Source organism: Paeniglutamicibacter psychrophenolicus (assembly GCF_017876575.1).
Lineage (GTDB): Bacteria > Actinomycetota > Actinomycetes > Actinomycetales > Micrococcaceae > Paeniglutamicibacter > Paeniglutamicibacter psychrophenolicus.
In genome coordinates this window covers 454,385-474,910 of the sequence record NZ_JAGIOE010000001.1, presented here as the reverse complement: position 1 = coordinate 474,910, position 20,526 = coordinate 454,385, and the positions used below count along the sequence as shown (strand labels likewise).

The following is a 20,526-nucleotide window of genomic DNA, read 5'->3' as shown; positions in this document are numbered from 1 at the left end:
GCGGCACCGTGCCGTTGTTGACTGAACTCGGGTTCGAATCGCTGAAGGAGTACAAGTAAATGGACTTTTCGCTTGATGAGCGGACGGAGCTCCTGAAGAAGGAACTCGTCGACTTCATGTACGGCCACGTCTATCCGAATGAGGAGGCCTACGCCAAGGAGCTCGAATCCCTTGAAGACCCGTACGCGTGGTCCCAGGCCCCGACCCTGCTGAAGCTGCGTGCCGAGGCCCGCAGCCGCGGGCTGTGGAACCTGTTCCTCCCGGGCGAGGAGGGTGCCGGGCTGACCAACGTCCAATACGCACCGCTGGCCGAGATCACCGGACGCAGCCGGATGCTGGCCCCGGCCGCGCTTAACTGCGCGGCCCCCGACACCGGAAACATGGAGCTGCTGGCGCAGTTCGGCACGCAGGAGCAAAAGGAAAAGTGGCTGACGCCGCTGCTGAACGGCGAGATCCGCTCCGCCTTCGCGATGACCGAGCCGGCGGTGGCCTCCTCGGATGCCACGAACGTCGAGACCTCGATCGTGCGTGAGGGCGACGAGTACGTCATCAACGGCACCAAGTGGTTCATCACCGGGGCAATGAACCCGTATTGCAAGATCTTCATCGTGATGGGCAAGACCGACCCGACGGCGGAACGCCACAAGCAGCAGTCCCAGATCCTGGTTCCGCGCGACACCCCGGGGCTGACGGTCAAGCGGGCCATGAGGGTCTTTGGCTACGAGGACCATTACGATGGCGGCCATGCCGAGATCGAGTTCAAGGACGTCCGGGTCCCGGTATCGAACATCATCGGCTCGGAGGGCGAGGGCTTCGCCATCGCCCAGGCCCGCCTGGGCCCGGGACGCATCCACCACTGCATGCGTGCCATCGGGATGGCCGAGCGCGCCATCTCGATGATGTGCGAGCGTGCCGATACGCGGACTCCGTTCGGCAAGCCGCTGAGCGACCAGGGCGTGGTCCGCACCTGGATCGCCGAGTCCCGGGTGCGTGTCGAGCAATTGCGCCTGATGGTCATGAAGACCGCATGGCTCATGGACACCGTGGGCAACAAGGGCGCCCACACAGAGATCCAGGCCATCAAGATCGCCACCCCGGCGGCCGTCGAGTGGATCCTCGACAAGGCCATCCAGGTGCATGGCGCCGCGGGGCTCTCGCAGGACACCTTCCTGGCCGGTGCGTTCGCCGGCACCCGCAGCCTGCGCTTCGCCGACGGCCCCGATGAGGTGCACCTCAACGCCCTGGCGCGCAGCGAGCTCAAGCGCCAGCGTGCCCGCCGCGAGGCCCGCGCCAACGCCTAAGCCGGAATCAATGTCCCCCGCCACGCCACGTGGCGGGGGACATTGCCGTGCCTGGCCGGGGATGGGCCGGTGGTGCCGCGGCGGGTGAAAGCTGTCAAGGGGGAGACCTCCACGACGTGGCTATCGCCTTGATATGCTGTGTGAGATTGATTACAGCAACACTTAGAGTGGATGATCGTGGCATGCCTATAAAAGCCGATTCGCTCACCGCCGACTCTTCCTCGGCTACCAGGCCCGCCATTGGCCGCCCTGGTATCCAGTCCCTCCGGGTTGCACGGAAGGACCTGCTGGCCGACGGCGTCGTGCGATTGCGGCTTGAAGAGCCGCACAACTCGCGCGTGCCGGACTGGACGCCCGGATCACACATCGAATTGGTGCTGCCGACCTCGGACGAGGGAAACATCTCGCGGCACTACTCGTTGTGCGGGGACCGCTGGGACCCGCACGCCTACGAGGTCGCGGTGCTGAACGAGCCCAACTCCCGCGGCGGATCGCGCTACATCCACGACAAGCTTGCCGTCGGTGACATGATCACCGTGGGCACCCCCCGCAACAACTTCCACCTGACCCAGGGCAAGAAGTTCAACTTCATTGCCGGCGGCATCGGGATCACCCCGATCATGACCATGATCAAGGCCGCCCATACGCTCGGCATCGACTGGCACCTGCACTATGGCGGCCGCACGCGCGCCTCCATGGCGTTCCTCGACGAGTTGGAACAGTACGGCGACCGCGTCACCGTCTGGCCGCAGGATGAAATGGGCCACCTGGACCTGAGCTTCCTCAAGGAACCGGTGCAGGACGGCCGCGTGTACTGCTGCGGTCCCGAACCGCTGTTGAACGCGGTGGCGGGTGCCGCCGCGGCATGGCCCTCCTGGGCGGTTCGCTTCGAACGCTTTGTTGCGGCAGCCCTGGAGGCACCGGTACGCACCGAGCCGTTCGAGCTCGAACTCGCGGTCTCCAAGAAGACCGTCACCGTCGGGACGGACGAGACGGTGCTCTCCGCACTGGCCTGCGCCGGGGTTCCGGTGCTCGCCTCCTGCATGGAGGGCGTCTGCGGCACCTGCGAGGTCGGCGTGCTCAAGGGCACCCCCGAGCACCGCGACTCCCTGCTGAACGACGGTGAGCGTGCGAAGAACGACCGGATGTTTGTATGTGTCTCACGCGCGATCTCCGATCGCCTTGTGCTGGATCTATAGAAGAGGTACTCCCCATGTCGACAACGGCAAAATGCCCAGCCCCCCACGGAACCGTCCCGGTACTCAACGAGGACCCGTTCTCGGAGGAAATCCTTGAAGACCCGTTGCCGTTCCAGGAACTCCTGCGCGAGTCGGGCCCGGTGGTGTACCTCTCCAAGTACCACGTCTACGCGATCGGGCGGCACGAGGAACTGGCCAGCTCGCTGGAAAACTGGCAGGAGCTGACCTCGGGGTCCGGCGTGGGCCTGAACGAGCCTTGGCGCGCCCGCGGCCTGTTGCAGATGGATCCGCCCGAGCACGACGCCCCGCGCGAGGTGCTGCAGGAGATCCTCTCCTCGCGTGCCCTGCGCGCGTTGAAGGACACCTGCCTTTCATACGCCGACGCGGTGCTTGACCCGCTGCTGGCCGGCAAGCCTTCCGGCGCACAGGTGGAGATCGACGGGTTCCGCGACATCGGAGCCGTCATGCCGGTGAACTTCTTCCCGGAGGCCTCCGGCATCACCGACGAGGGACGCGAGAACCTCGTTCCCTATGCCGACCACATCTTCAACGGGGCCGGGCCGCAGAACGAGCTGTTCAAGAGCGGCGAATGCCAGGCCCCGGCCCTGGCCGAGTGGGCCACGGCCGCGTGCCAGCGCGATTCGCTGAAGCCCGAGGGCTTCGGTGCCGACATCTGGGCCGCCGCTGACCGCGGGGACATCACCCACGACTTTGCCCCGCTGCTCACCCGCTCGCTGCTCTCCGCGGGCGTGGACACCACCGTCTACGGCATCACCGGCCTGCTCTACGCACTGGCCACCAACCCGGACCAGTGGGCCGCGTTGAAGGCAAACCCGGGCCTGGCCCGCGTGGCCTTCGACGAGTCCCTGCGCTGGATCTCCCCGGTGCAGCACCTGTTCCGCAAGGCCGCCCAGGACGTGGAGATCGGCGGAACACTCATCAAGGCCGGCACCAGGGTCATGCTGAGCTTCGCCGCAGCCAACCGCGACCCCCGCCGCTGGGAGAACCCGGACAAGTTCGACCTCTCGCGCGATCCCTCGGGCCACCTGGCCTTCGGCATGGGCGTGCACCAGTGCGTCGGCCAGCACGCCGCCCGCCTGCAGGCGGCCTGCCTGCTGGAGAAGCTGGTGCCGCTGGTTGAAAGCATCGAGCTGGCAGCACCGGTCGAGTACCACCACAACAACGCGCTGCGCGGCTGGGGCGCCGTGCCGCTGCGCATCACCCTCGCCTAGGAAAACCCCCAGGCACTGCGGGAGGCCGGTACCGGGGAGCAGACCCCCGGCGCCGGCCTTCCCGTTTTTTCCGTGCCCCTCCGGCCCGGGATTCGTTGAATTCCAAACACCAAGGAGTTGCGCGGTTGGAAACATCCATCCAAGCCACCGAGCTTCACCAGCTGACCATTGCCCAGGCGGGGGAGCTGATCCGCTCACGGGCGCTCTCTCCCCTCGAGTACGCCCGCGCCCTGGTCGCCCGCGCCGAGGCGCTCGAGCCGCAGGTCAACTCGTTCATCACCCGGACCTTCGAGCAGGCGCTCGATGCTGCACACGCGGCGGAATCAGAGATTGCCGCGGGGGAGTATCGAGGCCCGCTGCACGGCATCCCCTTTGCGCTCAAGGACTGCATCAACACCGCCGGCATCCCGACCACCGGGCATTCACGGGTGCTGGCAAGCAACGTGCCGGACCGGGACGCGGGCGTGGCCGCGAAGCTGAAACAGGCCGGGGCCGTGATGATGGGCAAGGTGGCCATGCACGAACTGGCCCACGGCGGGCCCTCGTTCGATGCGCCCTGGCCTCCGGCACGCAATCCGTGGAACCTTTCCCGGGTCACCGGGGGCTCCTCGAGCGGTTCGGCCGCGGCGATCGCCGCGGGCCTGGTGCCGGCAAGCATCGGCACCGACACCGGTGGTTCGATCCGCGTGCCGGCCTCCCGCTGCGGCATCACCGGATTGATGCCGACCCCCGGCCTGGTGGGCCGGTCCGGGACGATCCCCCACTCCCACACCTTCGACCGCGTCGGCCCCATGGGCAAGACGGTGATGGATTGCGCCATCCTGCTCCAGGGGATCGCGGGACGCGACCCCGGCGACCCGGCGAGCGTTGCCCGCACCCTGCCCGACTACCGCGGTGCCCTGACCGTGGACCTGCGCGGGGTGCGCATCGGGGTGCTGCGCCACCAGTGGGAGGAGGAGTCCTCCGCGAGCGCCGAAGAGCGCCGGGCCATGGAGGCCGCCCTGTGCGTGCTGGTGGAACTGGGCGCAGTCGTGGAGGACTGCACCATGGGGCCGCTGCAAGGCTACAACGACATCAAGACGGTCATCGCGGAAACCGAGATCCTCAACGTGCACCAGGCCGCGCTGGCCGAGCGTCCCGGGGACTTCGGCGCCGACATCCTGGGCCGGATGCTGCCGGCCGTGCTGTTCAGCGCCAACGACCTGGTGCGGGCCGGCCGGGAACACCGGCGGGCGATCGCCGGAATGAAGCCCCTGTACCGGCGCTTCGACGCCTTCATCACCACCTGTGCGGGCGAGGCGCCGCCCTTTTCCGCACATGACCCGCTGGGGTTCTGGAAACACGCGAACCCTTACGCCGCGGCCAACGTCACCGGCCAGCCGGTCCTTGCGCTGCCCAACGGCTTCGGCGCGGGCGGGATGCCGCTGGGCATGCAGATCCTCGGCCGGCCCTTCGGCGAGGAAGCGATCCTGCGGATCGGCCATGCCTACCAGTCGGCGACCGGGTGGCACCGGCGCCGTGCCGAACTGCCCGCCGGCGCCGTGGCCCCGCCGGTGGAAGGACCCCGGCCGGCTGCCGCCGGCACCGGGGACCCGGACCCTGCGCTGCGCGCAGCATGCCAGTGGGCCGCCGCCCGGGCGGGGTTGGACCTCGATGGGCGGATGTTCGCGCAGCTGTTGGAAGGGGCGCCCCACGCCCTGGCCATGGCGGATCGGTTGCCGCGCGACCACGGCCATGCCGAGGCGCCGGCCAACGTGTTTTCACTGGAATTCCCGTGAAACGTGCCCGAACGTCTTTCGAAAGGCAAGGCCTGTGAAGGAAGAACCCGAGTACCTGTGGCTCGTCCAGCTCGATATCCCCGAGGAGTTCGAGGACGAGTTCAACCGCATCTACGACACGCAACACGTGCCGTTCATTGCCCAGGTCCCCGGGGTCCTGGGCGTCCAGCGCTACGTCCTGGAACGGTCAAGTACCGGCATGCAGCGCTACGCAACGCTTTACCGGGTGAACTCCCCGGAGCTGCCGCAGACCCCGGAATGGAAGGCCGCATCCGCCCGGGGCGACTGGGCGGCGAAGATCAAGCCACATCTGGCCAACTCCGCGTTGTCGATGTTCCGGGCCATGGGCCAGGCGTCTGCGGAATCCCTGGATCATTTTTCACGCCAACCGAAAGACACCTCATGACACTCACCCTCGCCCAGGCAAACCTCGCCATCGCAAGCGCCATCGACAAGGCCACGGAATTGGACATCAGGATCAGCGTCTCGGTCTGCGACGCCGGTGGCCGCCTGCTGGCCTTCGGGCGGATGGACGGCGGGCACTGGGGCGCCGGTTATGGCTCGCAGGGCAAGGCCGTAGCCTCCGCCGCGTTCGCCAAGCCCAGCGGCCTGCTCACCGAGCGGGCCTCCTCGCCGATCATGCTCGGCATTGCCCAGGCCGAGGGCGGGCACATCTTCTACGCCAAGGGCGCCGTGCCGATCTTCATTGACGGCGTGTTGGCCGGGGCCTGCGGGGTGGGCGGCGGCACCGGCGAGCAGGACGAGCAATGCGCGGCCGCCGGGGCCGCAGCGCTATTGCCATAGGTTTTCCGGACCCCCGGCACGGGGGAAGCCGTCCAACCAACAGGGATAGGAAATGCCCATGATTTACGAGATTCGTTCCTACCAGGTGGCCTCCGCGAATGTGCAGGAGTTCGAACGGCGGTTCGGCGCCGGCTACGTCGACCGCGCGGCATACTCGCCCCTGACGGGATTCTGGCGCACCACGTCTGCGCCGCAGAGCGAAGTTATCCACGTGTGGCCCTACCGGGACCTGGCCGAACGCACCGAGCGGCGCGCACAGGCGGCGCAACACCCGAACTGGCCTCCGGCGACTGGCCCCTTCGTTGAGCGGATGATGGTGGAGCTGGTCGTCCCGTTCGATTTCGTCCAGCACCGCGGCGTTGCCGCCATCGGCCCGGTCTTTGAGATCCGCTACGACTACTTCAGGGTCTCGGACCTGCGGGCCGCGGGCGAGGCCTGGTCGAAGGCGATCGAGGAACGCAGCGGCAGTGACGAACTGGTGCTGGCGGGGCGCCTGGAATTCGGGCAGACCAACGGGATCGTCCAGATCTGGGCGCACTCCGACGGGGAGCGCCGTGCGCCGGCCGCGCTGCCGGCCGGGGGACCGGAGCCGCTGTCCACGGTTCTCAAGCTCCTGGCCCCCGCAACGTTCTCCCCGCTGCAATAGGGCGGGCAAACAGCCAGGCGGCTCCCTTCGGCATGCTGCCGACGGGAACCGCCTGGAATGCGTTGGCTTGCGGGGCTTGGGCCTCTAGCGGGCGACCTCGAAGAGGCCGGCGGCACCCTGGCCGCCGCCCACGCACATGGAGATGACAACGAATTGCTCGCCGCGGCGCCGGGCCTCGAGCAGCGCGGAGCCCACGGCCCGCGAACCGGTCATCCCGTACGGGTGGCCCAGGGCGATGGCCCCGCCGTTGACGTTCATTTTCTCCGGATCGATCCCCAGGAAGTCGCGGCAGTAGGCGGCCTGCGAGGCGAAGGCCTCGTTCAGCTCCCACACCCCGATGTCCTCCACGGTGAGCCCGTGGTTCTTCAGCAGCCGCGGGATCGCGGTGACCGGACCAACGCCCATCTCGTCGGGCTCGCACCCGGTCACGGCGATGCCGCAGTAGTAGCCCAGCGGAGCCAGGCCCAGGGACGCGGCGTAGTCGCTGTTCATCAGCACGTTGGCCGAGGCACCGTCGGACAGCTGGGAAGCGTTGCCAGCGGTCACGGTAGGGTTCGCCGTGAATTCCCCGGGCTGCAGGACGGTGCGGAGCTTGGCCAGGGTTTCGAGGGTGGTTCCGGCGCGCACGCCCTCGTCCGCCGAGACCAGCTGCTCGAACTCGGTGACCTCGCCGCTTTCCTTGTCGGTCTTCAGCGTGGTCACCCGGATAGGGGTGATCTCGTCATCGAACCTGCCGCTCGCCTGGGCCTGGGCTGCCCGCCGCTGGGATTGCGCACCCATCGCATCCTGTGCCTCGCGGCCGATGCCATAGCGTTCGGCCACGAGCTCGGCGGTGCGCAGCATGGGCATGTAGGTGCCGGGGAAGTTGGCCTCGAGCCAGGGATCGCGGCTGCGGTACTTGTTGTAGTGCTCGTTCTGCACCAGTGAAATGGATTCGACCCCGCCGCCGATGGCCACGTCCATGGAATCGAAGAGGATCTGTTTGGCCGCGGTCGCGACGGCCATCAACCCGGAGGAGCACTGCCTGTCGATGGTCTGCCCGGGAACCGTGACCGGCAGGCCCGCACGCAGCGCGGCCTGCCGGGCCAGGTTGAAGCTTTGGGTGCCCTGTTGCGCCGCGGCACCCAGGACGACGTCCTCGACCAGGGCCGGGTCGATTCCCGTCTTGGCCAGCGCCGCGGCAATCGCGTGCCCCGCAAGTTCGGGAGCGGTGGTGTTGTTGAAGGCCCCGCGGTACGCCTTGCCGATGGGTGTGCGGGCGGTTGCAACGATGGCTGCTCTGGGCATGGCGGACTCCTTGGATTGGAACTGGATCGGTGGTGTTTGCGGGCGCCTGTGTCAGTTGCCCGTTGCCGGGGCCGGGGCCTCGTAGAGACGGGAAACGACCTCGGCGACGCAGCCGGGCTTCTTGGCCTCCCCGTTGAGCTCCTGCTCGACGGTGACCTGGACGGTGGACTGGGCCCAGCCGTCCTGCCGGTCCAGTTGGACCAGCTTGATGCGGCCGCGCACGCGCGAGCCGACCAGGACCGGGGCCGGGTAGCGGACCTTGTTCGATCCGTAGTTCACGCCCATGGACAGCCCGTCGACGCGGTAGGTGTCGAACATGAAACCGGAGACCAGGGCCAGGGTCATGTAGCCGTGCACCAGGGTGGTGCCGAACGGGCCGGAGGCGGCACGCTCGGTGTCGACGTGGATCCACTGGTGGTCGTTGGTCACCTTGGCGAACGCGTCGATGTCCTCCTGGGTGATGGTGCGCCATGCGGTGACGCCGAGTTCCTCGCCGACGTGTTTTTCGAACTCGTCGATGCCGTTGAAGATCCTCATGCCTTCGGCCCGCCCGCCACGTACAGCACCTGGCCGGAGACGAAACCGGCGTTCTCGGAGGCGAAGAAGGACACGGCGTTGGCGATGTCAGCGGGCTTTCCGGTGCGGCGCACCGGGATCGCGGCGGCGGCCTTGGAGGTGAATTCCTCGAAGGTGATGCCCATGCGCTCGGCGGTGGAGGCGGTCATCTCGGTTTCGATGAAGCCCGGTGCGATGGCGTTGGCGGTGACGCCGAACGGGCCAAGCTCCAGGGCCAGGGTCTTGGTGAAGCCCTGCAGGCCGGCCTTGGCGGCCGAGTAGTTGGCCTGGCCGCGGTTGCCCAGCGCCGAGGTGCTCGAGAGGTTCACGATGCGGCCCCACTTGGCTTCGACCATGTGCTTCTGGGCGGCGCGGGAGACCAGGAAGGAGCCGCGCAGGTGCACGTTCATGACCAGGTCCCAGTCGGAGACCGACATCTTGAACAGCAGGTTGTCGCGGATGATGCCCGCATTGTTGACCACCACGGTCGGTGCGCCCAGCTCGGTGGCGGTGCGCTCCACGGCCGCGTCGACTGCCGCCTCGTCGGAGATGTCGGCGACGATGCCGATGGCCCGGTGGCCGGCCGCGGTCAGCTCCGCGGTGAGGGCATCGAGGCCCTTCTGGTCGAGGTCGATCGCCGCGACGTTGAATCCGTCGGAGGCCAGGCGGCGGGCGATGTCGGCGCCGATGCCGCGGCCTGCTCCGGTGACGATGGCCGTGCGCTTGATTTCAGTCATGGTTAAACCTGTTTCCTTGTCTCGGGAGTGAAGTCGAAGCCCTTGCCGCCCTAGCGGTAGGTGATCCAGGAGTGGGGGAGGTGTCCGTGCTCGTTGTAGGTCACCATGGTCTTGCCCGAGGCACCGAAAACGATCTTGGTGACCCCGGAGTTCACGGTGACCCGGTTCAGTGCGAGCCACTGGTCGAAGCCGCCGTTCAGCAGCCGGGTGGCCACCCAGGCCACGACCCCGGAGCTGGAGACGACCACGGCGCTCTTGCCGGAGCCGAGGTCCGCGATGGAGCGGTCCAGCGCCTCATCGATGCGCCGGGTGAAGGCGGTGAAGGTTTCCCGGTAGTCCGCGTCGTGTTCCCCGGAGGCCCAGCGGGCGGAGGACTTTTCGAGCAGGCGCTGGAAGGCACGCGAATCGCTCTTGGCATTCGGGTCGCCCTCGGGATACGCGTCGATCACCTCGGTGGCATTGAATTCGTCCCATCCGGGATCGATTTCCAGGTTGTTGGACCAGTCGGCGGCATCGATGATGCCCTGCGCCGTCTGGCGCTGCCTTTTCATGTCGCCTGCAACAACGCGCGCGGGAGTCGCGCCGGCGCGCAACAAATGGGTACCCAGCACCTGGCTCTGGTCCAGGCCGCGGGGGGACAGCCGATCGTAATCGTCTGTCCCGAAGGATGCTTGTCCGTGACGGATCAAATAAAGAACGCTCACGCTCTGGACGTTAGCCCAAAACGTGCCCTGGTTCACAGTGCCAAGTGGTAATCACGGGTATACGACATGGCTTGCCTTCCGGATCCTTGGCATCGCGGGAAGGAAGCATCCGGTCAACCACCGTGCGAAGCCAAGGGCGGGGAGGGGGCGATCCGTGGATCATGCGCGGGGAAGCGTGGCGGTCTTGGCTTCCCCCGGTGGGTTAGCATGATGATCACCTCGGCCCGGGGCCGTAGCGCCGTTTCGCGCGTGGGGGTGGTCCCCGACCCCGAAGTGCTTCAACGACCCTGGACAGGAGTCCGCCTCATGAACAACGATGTTCTCCTGGTCCGCACCGAGGGCCCGGTCCTGGTGCTGGCCATCAACAACCCCTCGCTGCGCAACGCGATAGGACCGGAGTTCTTCCGTGCAGCCAGCAAGGAACTGGCACGGGCGGCCGCCGACAGCACCGTGGGGGCCATCGTATTCACCGGCGCCGGCGGGTTCTTCTGCTCCGGCGGCAACCTCAACGAACTTGCCGCCAACAGGGAGCGGGGTCCCGAGGTGCGCCGGGAGCGACTCGAGCTGCTCCACAAGACAATCCTGGACATCAGGAGAAGCCCCAAGCCCGTCATCATGGCCGTGGAAGGCGGGGCGACCGGTGCAGGCATGGCGCTTGCGCTCGCCGGGGACCTGCTGGTGGCCGCACGCAACGCGTTCTTCGCCGCTTCCTACATCAGGGCGGGGCTGACCCCCGATGGCGGGCTCACCGCGTTGCTGGCCGAATCGATGCCGCGCCAGGCGCTGACGCACATGTGCCTCACGGGTGAACGCCAGGGCGCGGAGCGGATGCACCAGCTGGGCGTCGTTACGACGTTGGTGGAGAAGGGGCATGCCGTGGGCGAGGCGATCGAGTTGGCCCGGCAGCTGGCCACAGGGCCGGAACGGGCCACCGGAAGGATCCTTGGGCTGTGCCGGGACGCCCGCATGCACACCCTGGCGGAGCAGATGGAACGCGAGGCCGATGCCATGGTCGCCAGCCAGGGCGATGACGAGGCAGCCGAGGGGATTGCGGCGGTGCTGGGTCGGCGCGATGCAGACTTCACGTCGCTGCGCGGCACGGCGACCGCATAGCGTGCCGCCCGGAACGGATCAGTGCGGCAGGCTGATGCCCGCGGCGGAATGCTGTGCAAGGCCGTCGGCCAGCAGGGAATCCAGGGCGCGTTCGCGTTGCTCGGCACCGGCTTCCAGCGCGTGCAGGCCGACCCACGCCTGGTGGATGGGCTCGGCCTCGCGGGCCGGGTTCAGCGGTCGGGCGTCCTGCCCCTCGAGCGCAAGGTCGGGGACCCCGAGCAGCTCGGAGCGGTCCACCGGGCCGGCGGAGTGCCGCAGCACCGCCATCATTGCCCCGCGCACCTGCCGGTCCGTGCCGTGCCACGGCTGGCCCTTGGGCTTGTAGTGGGGTTCGGGCCGCCCGGCGGCAATCCAGGCACAGCTCTCGATCACCGGGCAGTCCTCGCAGCGCGGGGAACGGGCCGTGCACACCAGGGCGCCGAGCTCCATCACCGCGATGTTCCAGCCGTTGGCCAGCGCCGTGCCCTCAGGATTCCCGGGGCCGGATTCGGGAAGCAGGCGTGCGGCCAGTGCGAGTTCGGCTGCGTTCTGGTTCTGCTCGGGCAACGCCCTGCCGCTGACCAGCCGGGCGTGGACCCGGCGGATGTTGGTGTCCACCACCACGGTGGGGACCTTGAAGGCGAAGCACGCTATGGCCGCGGCGGTGTAGGTGCCGATTCCGGGAAGGGCGAGCAGCTCCGCCTCGGTGCCCGGGACCTGGCCGCCATGTTCGTTGGCGATCACGGTGGCGGCGGCATGCAGGCGCAGTGCCCGGCGCGGGTACCCCAGCCGGCCCCAGGCCTTGACGGCCTCGGCGACCTGTTCGGCGGCCAGCGCGGCCGGGGTGGGCCAGCGCTCAATCCAGGCCTCCCACACCGGGAGCACCCGAACCACCGGGGTCTGCTGCAGCATGAACTCCGAGACCATCACGGCCCACGCCCCGGCAGACTCGCGGCGCCACGGCAGGTCGCGGGCGTGGGAGAGATACCAGTCGTTGATTTCACGGTGGATTCTCGGAAGGTCGGGGTGCGGCACGGTCAGGGGAATTCCTTTGGCTGGAAGGGGAATGCTGGCGATATCACTCTAGCTGGCGGCGTGGGAGTCGGGATCAAAACGATTGGTTTCGTAGCCTTGAGGCATGGCACAAAAGCAGGTCCGTTCCACCCGTCCCTCCGCACGGGTTTTTCGGCGTCGTCGACTCGCGGTGTTCATTTCCCTGCTGGTTGTCGCGGGGCTTTTGTTGTGGGCAGGATTCGGCATGGCCTCGATGTTGCGGCCAGCGGATCCCGGCGCCACCGGGACCGACCCGGTGGCCGGCGGGACAAGCAGCACTTCGCCACAGCCCTCCCAGGAGCCGGGCACCGAACCCTCCGACGAAGCGACAGACTGCCTCGAGGGCGACGTGGTGATCGGTGCTTCCACCGCCCAGGGCACGCACGGGCCGGCGCAGAACCCGGTGCTGGTGATGACCATCAAGAACGAGGGGAAATTCGACTGCAAGGTCAATGTGGGCACCAGCCAGCAGGAGTTTTCCGTGACGAGCGGCTCGGACCGGATCTTCGCCACCTCGGACTGCGTCCAGGATCCGATGGACACCGAAATCACCATCAAGCCAGGCTCCAGCGAGACCGCCCGCTTCACCTGGACCCGGGTGCGCAGCGCACCGGGCTGCAAAATCGTCAGCGCCAAGCCGCGGCCCGGCTGGTACGGATTCACCGCGAAACTGGGGGACCTGAGCAGCGAGACCGCGAAGTTCGAACTGAAGTAGCGCGGCGGCCGGCCGGCGTCCCGGTCTAGAGGAAGCGGTCCAGCAGCGAGGACTCGGCGACGCGCGAGAGCCCCTCGCGCACGGTGCGGGCGCGCTGCTCGCCGATCCCGTCCACCGCCATCAAATCCTCGATGTTGGCGGCCATCAGCCGCTGCAGGCCGCCGAAGTTGTTGACCAGCCGGTCGGCCACCGCGCGCGGCACCGACTTGATGCCCGCCAGCAACCGGTGTCCCTTGGGTGCCACGACGGCCTCGAGCGAATCGATGCCGGGGCTGATGCCCAGGATGGCGGCGAACTTGCCCAGGTCGATCAGGTCGGTGGAATCAAGGCCCTGCAGCTTCTTCAGCGCCGCCTCGATGTCCAGTTCCTCGCGGCCCAGGTTCGAGTAGTCCTTCAGCAGCAGGTCCGAGCCCGGGCCAAGGCCCGCGGAAAGCTCGTCGAGCTGCAGCGCGAGCAACCGGCCATCGGCGCCGAGCTCCAGCACGTACTGGGCGATCTCCTCGGAGATGCGGCGCACCATTTCCTGGCGCTGCAGCACCGCCGCGACGTCGCGGACCGTCACGACGGCCTCGATCTCCGCCGCGGACAGCGCACTGGTGACCTGGTCGAGGCGCGAGCGGTAGCGTTCCAGGGTGGCCAGGGCCTGGTTGCCGCGGGCAAGCACCGGTTCGGAGCCCTCGAGCAGGTAGCGGATGCCCTGCACGTACAGGGCGATGATGTGCATCGACTGCGAGACCGAGACGACCGGGAAGCCGGTCTGGATGGCCACGCGCTCGGCGGTGCGGTGCCGGGTTCCCGATTCCTGGGTGGGGATCGAGTGGTCCGGGACCAGCTGCACCCCGGCGCGCAGGATGTTGGAACCGTCCTTGTCGCAGACGATCGCCCCGTCCATCTTGGCCAGCTCGCGCAACCTGGTGGGGGAGAAGGCAATGCTGATGTCGAAGCCGCCGGAGCAGATCGAATCGACCACCCGGTCGTGCCCCAGCACGATCAGTGCGCCGGTGCGTCCGCGCAGGATGCGCTCCAACCCGTCGCGCAGCTCCGTTCCGGGTGCAACGCGGGCCAGCGTGGCGCGCAGCGCATCTTCGGGGCTCTTCGACATGGGTGGCCATTTCCTTCCAGGGGGACTACTACCTATCGTATGGCCAAGGCCGGACCCCGACCCGCCCTTTGGGGCAGGTCGGGGACACTTCGGTACCCCTTTGTTACCGAAGGCACGCTCAGGAGTCGGTCTTGACGCGTTGCTCGAAGGCGATGTCCAAGGCCTCATGCACCGAGGAGACCGTGAAGACCCTGATCGAGTCGGGGATGTTCTTTGGCGGCTGCGGGGATGCCGGGACCATCGCGTAGCGGAATCCGAGCCGTTCGGCCTCGATGATCCGCCGGCCGATCTCCGGCACCGGGCGCACCTCCCCGGCCAGCCCGACCTCCCCGAAGGCCACGAACTGCGGGGGCAGCGGGTGGTTGTGCATGGAGGATGCCAGTGCCAGGGCGGTGGCCAGGTCCGTGGCCGGTTCGCTGAGCTTGACCCCGCCGACCGTGGCCACGTAGGAATCCAGCCCGCCCAGCTCCATGCGCGCCCGGGACTGCAGCACCGCCAGGATCATCTGGGTGCGCGCGGCGTCCAGGCCGCTGGTGGTCCGGCGCGGGATGGCGCTGGCCGCGCGCGAGAGCAGGGTCTGCACCTCCGCGACCAGGGGACGCCGGCCCTCGAGGGTCACGGTGATGCAGGTGCCGGGGACAGGGTCCTTGGTGCGGGTGACAAAGAGCCCCGAGGGATCGGCAAGGCCCTCGATGCCCGCCTCGGTCAAGTCGAAGCAGCCGACCTCGTCGGTGGGCCCGTAACGGTTCTTCAGGGCGCGCAGCAGCCGCAGGCGGGAGTGGCGCTCGCCGTCGAACTGGCACACCACATCCACCAGGTGCTCCAGCAGCCGGGGCCCGGCGATGGAGCCGTCCTTGGTGACGTGCCCGACCAGGATGGCTGTCATGTTCCGGCGCTTGGCGGCGTTGATCAGGGAGGCCGCGACCTCGCGGACCTGGGAGATGCCCCCGGCGGTCCCGTCGACCTCGGAGGAGGCCAGGGTCTGCACGGAGTCGATGATCAACAGTTCCGGGTCGATTTTTTCCACCTGGCCCAGCGCGATGCCCAGGTCGGTCTCGGCGGTCAGGTACAGGGTCTCGGCCATCGCGTCGATGCGTTCGGCCCGCACCTTGACCTGGGCGGCGGATTCCTCGCCGGTGATGTACAGGACCTTGCGGCCGGTGCGCGCGGCGCGCGCCGCGACGTCCAGCAGCAGCGTGGACTTGCCCACCCCTGGCTCCCCGGCCAGCAGGATGACGGCTCCGGGCACCAGCCCGCCGCCGAGCACCCGGTCAAGCTCGTCCACCCCGGAGGCGCGGTAGGAAGCCGCGGTGGCATCGACCTCGCCGATGGGCTGGGCAGGGGTGGCGATGGTGGTGGCCACGGTGGTCTTGGCCGAGACAGCGCCCATTTCCTCCACGGTGCCCCAGGCCTGGCATTCGCCGCAACGGCCCACCCATTTCACCGCGCTCCACCCGCATTCCGCGCAACGGTATGCGGGTGTGTTCCTGGAGCGGGGGTTCTTAGCCATGTGCTTGATGCTAGTGCCCGGCACCGACGTTTTGGTTGAGCCTGGGACTGTTTTCGCTACAGGCGCGGCATCAGGGCGACGGCGTCCTCGTGGCTGGTTCCGGTGGCCTCGAGCAGGTCGACGACCAGCGGACGCAACAGCAGCACCATGCCCTCGCCCTGCATGCCGCTGACCTGCAGGGACTTGGGATCGAGCCGGGCAGCGCATTCGGCGAGCTCGCGCTTGGCGCGTCCCACGGCCCTCCGGTACCCGGATTCGTTGGGTTCCAGCACGGCATAGCCGAAGGCATCGACGGCCTCGGAAAGCTCGGTGAGCAGCCCGGACACCGCCTCGACCCCGCGGTCGGTCAGTGCACCGTGGTTGATCACCGTGGTCAGCCGGCGGGCCAGGACCCGGGAGTTGCGCACTGCCAGGTCGGTCTTGTCCGCGGCGATCCTCAACCGCTCCAGGTCCTGCCGGTGCCGCCGGTGCGCCGGGGCCAGGGTGGCGACCTCGCGGGCCAGGTTCAGTGCCGCGGGCAGCGAGTCCATCAGCTTCTGGGTGCCGCGGGCCCGGACCAGCGCGTGGAATGCGAGCGTGGAATCCGAGGTGCTGACCGCGCGCCCGCACTCCTGCAGCACCCCGGAGAGCTCGCCCAGGAGCTTGCCAAGCTCGGCCATCGGGGTGCGGCGCGGGTCACGGGGAAAGACCATCAGGATCAGCAGGCCGCACAGCGAGCCGACGACCGCATCCAGCGAACGGCTGAAGGGGCCGGCGGCACCGATGGGCAGCAACACCACCAGCACCGACTGCAGGCCCAGCTGGGTGGTGAAGATGGGACCGGAATCAAGGAACCTGGCGATCATCAGGGACAGGAAGAGCACCAGGCCGGCCTGCCACAGCCCGCTTCCCAGCAGGGTCAGCAGCAGGTCGCCGACCGCCACGCCCAGGGTGCAGCCAATGGCTACCTCGAGGGTGCGGCGCACCGTGGTCTGGGTTCCGAAACCCAGGGCCAGCAGCCCGCTGGTTGCAGCGAAGATCGGGGCGTCGTGGCCCAGCAGGCGTTCGGCGATCCAGTAGGCAAGCACCGCCGAAACTGTCATTTGGATGATTTTGGGGAACGAGGCGCCGGCGCGGCGCATGCCCACGCGGTAGCGGCGCTTGATGAACGTCCACGTGCCGCCCGCCGATGATCCGATACCCATGGAGAACAGTCTGTCACGTGTTTCGCGCGCGGCGGCAAAGCGCCAATTGTGACCCGAAACACGGGCCTGGCGCGTAGCTGTTCACCCTGCGTTCACCTTCATCGCAACAGCTGGTTACCTCCGGGGCCTAACTTCGTATTGAAGCGATGTGCCGGCATGCGCATCCTTGGGAACAAACCAGGACGACACGTTTCGTCATTGACAGGCATTTGAAAGAGGATAACTCGTGAAGCTTCATCGCATTGGCAGCGCGGCTGCTGTTCTTACCGTCGCCGCCCTGGCCCTGACCGCTTGCGGTTCGGACAGCCCGACCGCAACGGCCGGCACGGCTGCCTCGACCGGCGGCTCCGCCGCTGCGGTAACCGGAACGTTGACCGGCTCCGGCGCATCCTCGCAGAAGTCCGCCATGGAAGCCTGGAAGGCCGGCTTCGAAGCCGCCAACCCCGGCACCATGGTCCAGTACTCCCCGGACGGCTCCGGCGCGGGCCGCAAGGCATTCCTGGCCGGCGGCGCACAGTTCGCAGGCTCCGACGCCTACCTGAAGGCCGAGGAAATCGAATCCTCGAAGCAGGTCTGCGGCCCCGAAGGCGCCTTCAACGTCCCGGCATACGTTTCCCCGATCGCGGTTGCCTTCAACCTGCCGGGCATCGAGACGCTGAACCTTGACGCGGCCACCATCGCGAAGATCTTCAAGCTCGAAATCACCAAGTGGAACGACCCGGCCATCGCCGCCATGAACGAAGGCATCGCCCTCCCGGACACCGCCATCACCGTGGTGCACCGCAACGACGAGTCCGGCACCACCGAGAACTTCGTCGACTACCTTGCGGTCGCGGCAAAGGACGTGTGGACCTACGAGGTCTCCGGCGACTGGCCCAAGGACCTGGCCAGCGAAAACGCCAAGGGCACCTCGGGTGTCGTGGCAACGACCACCGGCACCGAAGGCGCCATCACCTACGCCGACCACTCGGCCGTGGGCAAGCTGGGCACCGTGAACGTGAAGGTCGGCGAGGACTTCACCAAGATCTCCTCCGAGGCAGCAGCCAAGGGCGTCGAGGCAGCCACCCCGGTCGAAGGCCGCGGCGCACTGGACATGTCCCTGGACCTGAAGCGCGACACCACCGAATCCGGGTCCTACCCGATCATCCTGGTCTCGTACCACGTGTTCTGCTCCAGCTACAAGGACCAGGCCACGGTCGACCTGGTCAAGAGCTTCGGCGAGTACGTGCTCTCCGAGGCCGGACAGAAGGAAGCCGCGGCCTCCGCCGGAAACGCACCGCTCTCTGCCAAGATGAGCGAAGCGGCCATCAAGTCGATCGACTCCATCAAGGTCGGCTCCTAGCTTTCACCCCCGCCGGCCGGGGAACGTCGATCCATCGATATTCCCCGGCCGGCGCAGTAGCATCACACCTACCCCCCTCCACACATCCCAGCGCAGACGGCCACCCGATCCCCCTGAAACCGTTTGCACGAATTCCAAAGGCTCACCCATATGACTACCAACGCGCTTCGGCGCAACGGATCCAAGGGACAAGCCGGAGACAAGGTATTCTCCGGTGCCGCGCTCGGCGCAGGCATCCTGATCCTCGCAACGCTGCTTGCGGTGGCGATCTTCCTGTTCATCCAGGCGCTGCCCACCTTCACCGCCGACCCGACGCTGATCACCGGCGGCGAAGGATTTGCCAGCTACATCTTCCCGATCGTCGTCGGCACCGTGATCGCCGCGGCCATTGCCCTGCTGATCGCCACCCCGGTGGGCATCGCGGTGGCCCTGTTCATCTCGCACTACGCCCCGCGCAAGCTGGCAGCGGGCCTGGGCTACGTCATCGACCTGCTCGCCGCAATCCCCTCGGTCATCTACGGCGCCTGGGGCTACCTGGTCCTGGCCCCCGCCCTGGTGCCCACCTTCCAGTGGCTCGCCGCGAACCTCGGCTTCATCCCGCTCTTCGCCGGCCCCGCATCGCAGACCGGCAAGACCATCCTCACCGCCGGCATCGTGCTCGCGGTGATGGTCCTTCCGATCATCACCTCGCTGAGCCGCGAGATCTTCCTGCAGACCCCGAAGCTGCATGAGGAAGCCGCGCTCGCGCTGGGTGCCACGCGCTGGGAAATGATCACCATGTCGGTGCTGCCCTTCGCGCGCCCCGGCATCATCTCCGCCGTCATGCTTGGCCTGGGCCGCGCCCTGGGCGAGACCATGGCCGTGGCACTGGTGCTGTCCACCGGCGGGTTGATCCCGTCGCTGATCAAGTCCGGCAACCAGACCATCGCCGCGGAGATCGCACTGAACTTCCCCGAGGCCTTCGGCCTGCGCCTGGCCGAGCTGATCGCCGCCGGCCTGGTGCTGTTCGTGATCACCCTGGTGGTCAACCTCATCGCCCGGGCCATCATCGCCCGCCACAAGGAATTCTCGGGAGCCAACTGATGAGTGCCACAACCACGCGCAAGACCCCGAACGATTCGCGCAACCTGCAGAACCCGCCGCCGGTTGCCCGCAAGCGCAACTCCCTGGCCAAGGGCCACCTGCCCCGCTGGGCTGTGCCGGGGATCGCCGCCGCCTCGCTGATCCTGGGGGCCGCGGCCTCCACGCTTGGCGGCTTCTCGGTGGCCACCCTGGCCATCTACACGGCCATCATCTTCGTCATCGCCTCCACCGTCATCACCACGCTGGTGGAGGGCCCGCGCCAGGGCCGCAACGCACTGGCCACCAACCTGGTCTACGCCGCCTTCCTGCTGGCGCTGATCCCCTTGGCTTCCGTGCTGTTCACGGTGCTGCAAAAGGGACTGCCGGGCATCAACACGCACTTCCTGTTCCACTCCATGAACGGGATCACCGGCGCGGTCGACAACGCCAGCGTCGAAAACGGCACCCCGGTGCTCGGCGGGGCCTACCACGCGGTCATCGGCACGCTGCTGATCACCCTGTGGTCGACGGTCATCTCGGTGCCCGTGGGCATGCTGACCGCCATCTACCTGGTTGAATACGGCAAGAACGGGCCGCTGGCCCGCGCCATCACCTTCTTCGTGGACGTGATGACAGGCATTCCCTCGATCGTCGCCGGCCTGTTCGCCACCGCGCTGTTCGCGGTGCTGCTGGGCCCGACCGCCCGGATGGGCATCGTCGCCGCGGTTGCCTTGAGCGTGCTGATGATCCCCACGGTGGTCCGCTCCACCGAGGAAATGCTCAAGATCGTGCCGAACGAATTGCGCGAGGCCGCCTACGCGCTGGGCGTGCGCAAGTGGCGCACCATCGCCAAGGTCGTCATTCCCACGGCGATCTCCGGCATCGCCTCCGGTGTCACCCTGGCCATCGCCCGCGTCATCGGCGAGACCGCACCGATCCTGGTCACCGCCGGGTTGGCGAACAACATCAACGTGAACGTCTTTGGCAACTGGATGGCAACGCTGCCGACGTTCATCTACTACCAGATCCTCACCCCGACCTCGCCGACCAACGTGGACCCCTCGATCCAGCGTGCCTGGGCCGCGGCCCTGCTGCTGATCGTCATGGTCATGGTGCTCAACCTCGGCGCCCGCCTGGTTGCCGGCCTGTTCGCCCCCAAGAAGGGCCGTTGAGCCTTTAGGCTCCGGACCCGACACCAAAAAACTTTCTAAGGAACAACCACC

20 protein-coding genes are annotated in these 20,526 nt (G+C 67.7%); 12 read left to right on the top strand and 8 right to left on the bottom strand.

What is annotated here, in order from left to right; genetic code table 11:
- Window positions 1–59 precede the first annotated feature (59 nt).
- From JOF46_RS02030 to JOF46_RS02000, 7 genes are all read left to right on the top strand, one after another.
- Entirely contained in the window at window positions 60–1,301 is a 1,242-nt protein-coding gene (locus JOF46_RS02030) for an acyl-CoA dehydrogenase family protein (RefSeq protein WP_209905799.1), read from the top strand.
- Window positions 1,302–1,483: 182 nt separating this feature from the next.
- Window positions 1,484–2,500: a PDR/VanB family oxidoreductase gene (locus JOF46_RS02025; RefSeq protein ID WP_209905798.1), complete on the top strand. Its 1,017-nt coding sequence runs from the start codon at window positions 1,484–1,486 to the stop codon at window positions 2,498–2,500.
- Between the two features lie 14 nt (window positions 2,501–2,514).
- Window positions 2,515–3,732 (top strand): cytochrome P450, encoded by a 1,218-nt coding sequence (locus tag JOF46_RS02020; RefSeq protein ID WP_209905797.1) that lies wholly within the window; start codon window positions 2,515–2,517, stop codon window positions 3,730–3,732.
- Window positions 3,733–3,857: 125 nt separating this feature from the next.
- Window positions 3,858–5,510, top strand: a complete 1,653-nt coding sequence (locus JOF46_RS02015) for an amidase (RefSeq protein ID WP_209905796.1) — start codon at window positions 3,858–3,860, stop codon at window positions 5,508–5,510.
- Window positions 5,511–5,544: 34 nt separating this feature from the next.
- Window positions 5,545–5,916, top strand: coding sequence for a DUF4286 family protein (locus JOF46_RS02010; protein ID WP_209905795.1), 372 nt, complete (start codon window positions 5,545–5,547; stop codon window positions 5,914–5,916).
- Window positions 5,913–6,314, top strand: coding sequence for a GlcG/HbpS family heme-binding protein (locus tag JOF46_RS02005; RefSeq protein ID WP_209905794.1), 402 nt, complete (start codon window positions 5,913–5,915; stop codon window positions 6,312–6,314). The genes JOF46_RS02010 and JOF46_RS02005 overlap by 4 nt, the downstream gene beginning before the upstream one ends.
- A gap of 58 nt (window positions 6,315–6,372) precedes the next feature.
- The gene (locus JOF46_RS02000; RefSeq protein ID WP_209905793.1) at window positions 6,373–6,960 is read left to right on the top strand and encodes an NIPSNAP family protein; all 588 of its coding nucleotides are present in this window, start codon (window positions 6,373–6,375) and stop codon (window positions 6,958–6,960) included.
- A gap of 84 nt (window positions 6,961–7,044) precedes the next feature.
- On the opposite strand, the gene JOF46_RS01995 is transcribed toward JOF46_RS02000, so the two are convergent.
- Genes JOF46_RS01995 through JOF46_RS01980 form a run of 4 tightly spaced genes read right to left on the bottom strand, consistent with a single transcriptional unit; the run spans window position 7,045 to window position 10,243 of the window.
- Entirely contained in the window at window positions 7,045–8,247 is a 1,203-nt protein-coding gene (locus JOF46_RS01995; RefSeq protein ID WP_209905792.1) for an acetyl-CoA C-acyltransferase, read from the bottom strand.
- Between the two features lie 51 nt (window positions 8,248–8,298).
- Window positions 8,299–8,784 (bottom strand): MaoC family dehydratase, encoded by a 486-nt coding sequence (locus JOF46_RS01990; protein ID WP_209905791.1) that lies wholly within the window; start codon window positions 8,782–8,784, stop codon window positions 8,299–8,301.
- Window positions 8,781–9,539 carry an SDR family oxidoreductase gene (locus JOF46_RS01985; RefSeq protein WP_209905790.1) on the bottom strand — a complete coding sequence of 253 codons (759 nt, stop codon included), beginning with the start codon at window positions 9,537–9,539 and terminating at the stop codon, window positions 8,781–8,783. Before JOF46_RS01985 ends, JOF46_RS01990 begins: the two co-directional genes overlap by 4 nt.
- Before the next feature lie 50 nt (window positions 9,540–9,589).
- A complete protein-coding gene (locus JOF46_RS01980; protein WP_209905789.1) occupies window positions 9,590–10,243 on the bottom strand; it encodes a histidine phosphatase family protein in 654 nt (217 codons plus the stop codon).
- Window positions 10,244–10,549: 306 nt separating this feature from the next.
- Between JOF46_RS01980 and JOF46_RS01975 the strand changes: the two genes are divergently transcribed.
- A complete protein-coding gene (locus tag JOF46_RS01975; RefSeq protein WP_209905788.1) occupies window positions 10,550–11,356 on the top strand; it encodes an oxepin-CoA hydrolase, alternative type in 807 nt (268 codons plus the stop codon).
- Between the two features lie 18 nt (window positions 11,357–11,374).
- Here the strand turns inward: JOF46_RS01975 and JOF46_RS01970 are convergent, their stop codons facing one another.
- Complete coding sequence (locus tag JOF46_RS01970; protein ID WP_209905787.1) at window positions 11,375–12,370, bottom strand: A/G-specific adenine glycosylase; 996 nt, start codon at window positions 12,368–12,370, stop codon at window positions 11,375–11,377.
- A gap of 103 nt (window positions 12,371–12,473) precedes the next feature.
- Between JOF46_RS01970 and JOF46_RS01965 the strand changes: the two genes are divergently transcribed.
- Entirely contained in the window at window positions 12,474–13,103 is a 630-nt protein-coding gene (locus JOF46_RS01965) for a hypothetical protein (protein WP_209905786.1), read from the top strand.
- Window positions 13,104–13,128: 25 nt separating this feature from the next.
- On the opposite strand, the gene disA is transcribed toward JOF46_RS01965, so the two are convergent.
- The 3 genes from disA to JOF46_RS01950 form a co-directional block, all read right to left on the bottom strand.
- On the bottom strand, window positions 13,129–14,205 hold the full coding sequence (gene disA, locus JOF46_RS01960; protein WP_209905785.1) for a DNA integrity scanning diadenylate cyclase DisA: 1,077 nt from the start codon (window positions 14,203–14,205) through the stop codon (window positions 13,129–13,131).
- A gap of 118 nt (window positions 14,206–14,323) precedes the next feature.
- The gene (gene radA, locus JOF46_RS01955; RefSeq protein ID WP_209905784.1) at window positions 14,324–15,715 is read right to left on the bottom strand and encodes a DNA repair protein RadA; all 1,392 of its coding nucleotides are present in this window, start codon (window positions 15,713–15,715) and stop codon (window positions 14,324–14,326) included.
- 56 nt (window positions 15,716–15,771) lie between these two features.
- Complete coding sequence (locus tag JOF46_RS01950) at window positions 15,772–16,899, bottom strand: FUSC family protein (protein WP_209905783.1); 1,128 nt, start codon at window positions 16,897–16,899, stop codon at window positions 15,772–15,774.
- A gap of 226 nt (window positions 16,900–17,125) precedes the next feature.
- Here JOF46_RS01950 and pstS point away from each other — a divergent pair, with 226 nt between their 5' ends.
- The 3 genes from pstS to pstA all read left to right on the top strand — a co-directional run bounded on the left by pstS (window position 17,126) and on the right by pstA (window position 20,475).
- Window positions 17,126–18,241, top strand: coding sequence for a phosphate ABC transporter substrate-binding protein PstS (pstS, locus tag JOF46_RS01945; protein WP_209905782.1), 1,116 nt, complete (start codon window positions 17,126–17,128; stop codon window positions 18,239–18,241).
- A gap of 150 nt (window positions 18,242–18,391) precedes the next feature.
- Window positions 18,392–19,324, top strand: coding sequence for a phosphate ABC transporter permease subunit PstC (pstC, locus tag JOF46_RS01940; RefSeq protein ID WP_209905781.1), 933 nt, complete (start codon window positions 18,392–18,394; stop codon window positions 19,322–19,324).
- Window positions 19,324–20,475 carry a phosphate ABC transporter permease PstA gene (gene pstA, locus JOF46_RS01935; RefSeq protein WP_209905780.1) on the top strand — a complete coding sequence of 384 codons (1,152 nt, stop codon included), beginning with the start codon at window positions 19,324–19,326 and terminating at the stop codon, window positions 20,473–20,475. Before pstC ends, pstA begins: the two co-directional genes overlap by 1 nt.
- The last annotated feature ends 51 nt before the right edge of the window (window positions 20,476–20,526 follow it).

Coding starts and splice junctions, on each gene's coding strand:
- JOF46_RS02025 (WP_209905798.1), top strand. CDS start 1,484: ATGCCTATAAAAGCCGATTCGCTCACCGCCGACTCTTCCTCGGCTACC.
- pstA (WP_209905780.1), top strand. CDS start 19,324: ATGAGTGCCACAACCACGCGCAAGACCCCGAACGATTCGCGCAACCTG.
- JOF46_RS02000 (WP_209905793.1), top strand. CDS start 6,373: ATGATTTACGAGATTCGTTCCTACCAGGTGGCCTCCGCGAATGTGCAG.
- JOF46_RS01990 (WP_209905791.1), bottom strand. CDS start 8,784: ATGAGGATCTTCAACGGCATCGACGAGTTCGAAAAACACGTCGGCGAG.
- radA (WP_209905784.1), bottom strand. CDS start 15,715: ATGGCTAAGAACCCCCGCTCCAGGAACACACCCGCATACCGTTGCGCG.
- JOF46_RS01985 (WP_209905790.1), bottom strand. CDS start 9,539: ATGACTGAAATCAAGCGCACGGCCATCGTCACCGGAGCAGGCCGCGGC.
- JOF46_RS01950 (WP_209905783.1), bottom strand. CDS start 16,899: ATGGGTATCGGATCATCGGCGGGCGGCACGTGGACGTTCATCAAGCGC.
- pstC (WP_209905781.1), top strand. CDS start 18,392: ATGACTACCAACGCGCTTCGGCGCAACGGATCCAAGGGACAAGCCGGA.
- JOF46_RS02030 (WP_209905799.1), top strand. CDS start 60: ATGGACTTTTCGCTTGATGAGCGGACGGAGCTCCTGAAGAAGGAACTC.
- JOF46_RS02020 (WP_209905797.1), top strand. CDS start 2,515: ATGTCGACAACGGCAAAATGCCCAGCCCCCCACGGAACCGTCCCGGTA.
- JOF46_RS02005 (WP_209905794.1), top strand. CDS start 5,913: ATGACACTCACCCTCGCCCAGGCAAACCTCGCCATCGCAAGCGCCATC.
- JOF46_RS01995 (WP_209905792.1), bottom strand. CDS start 8,247: ATGCCCAGAGCAGCCATCGTTGCAACCGCCCGCACACCCATCGGCAAG.
- disA (WP_209905785.1), bottom strand. CDS start 14,205: ATGTCGAAGAGCCCCGAAGATGCGCTGCGCGCCACGCTGGCCCGCGTT.
- JOF46_RS01975 (WP_209905788.1), top strand. CDS start 10,550: ATGAACAACGATGTTCTCCTGGTCCGCACCGAGGGCCCGGTCCTGGTG.
- JOF46_RS01965 (WP_209905786.1), top strand. CDS start 12,474: ATGGCACAAAAGCAGGTCCGTTCCACCCGTCCCTCCGCACGGGTTTTT.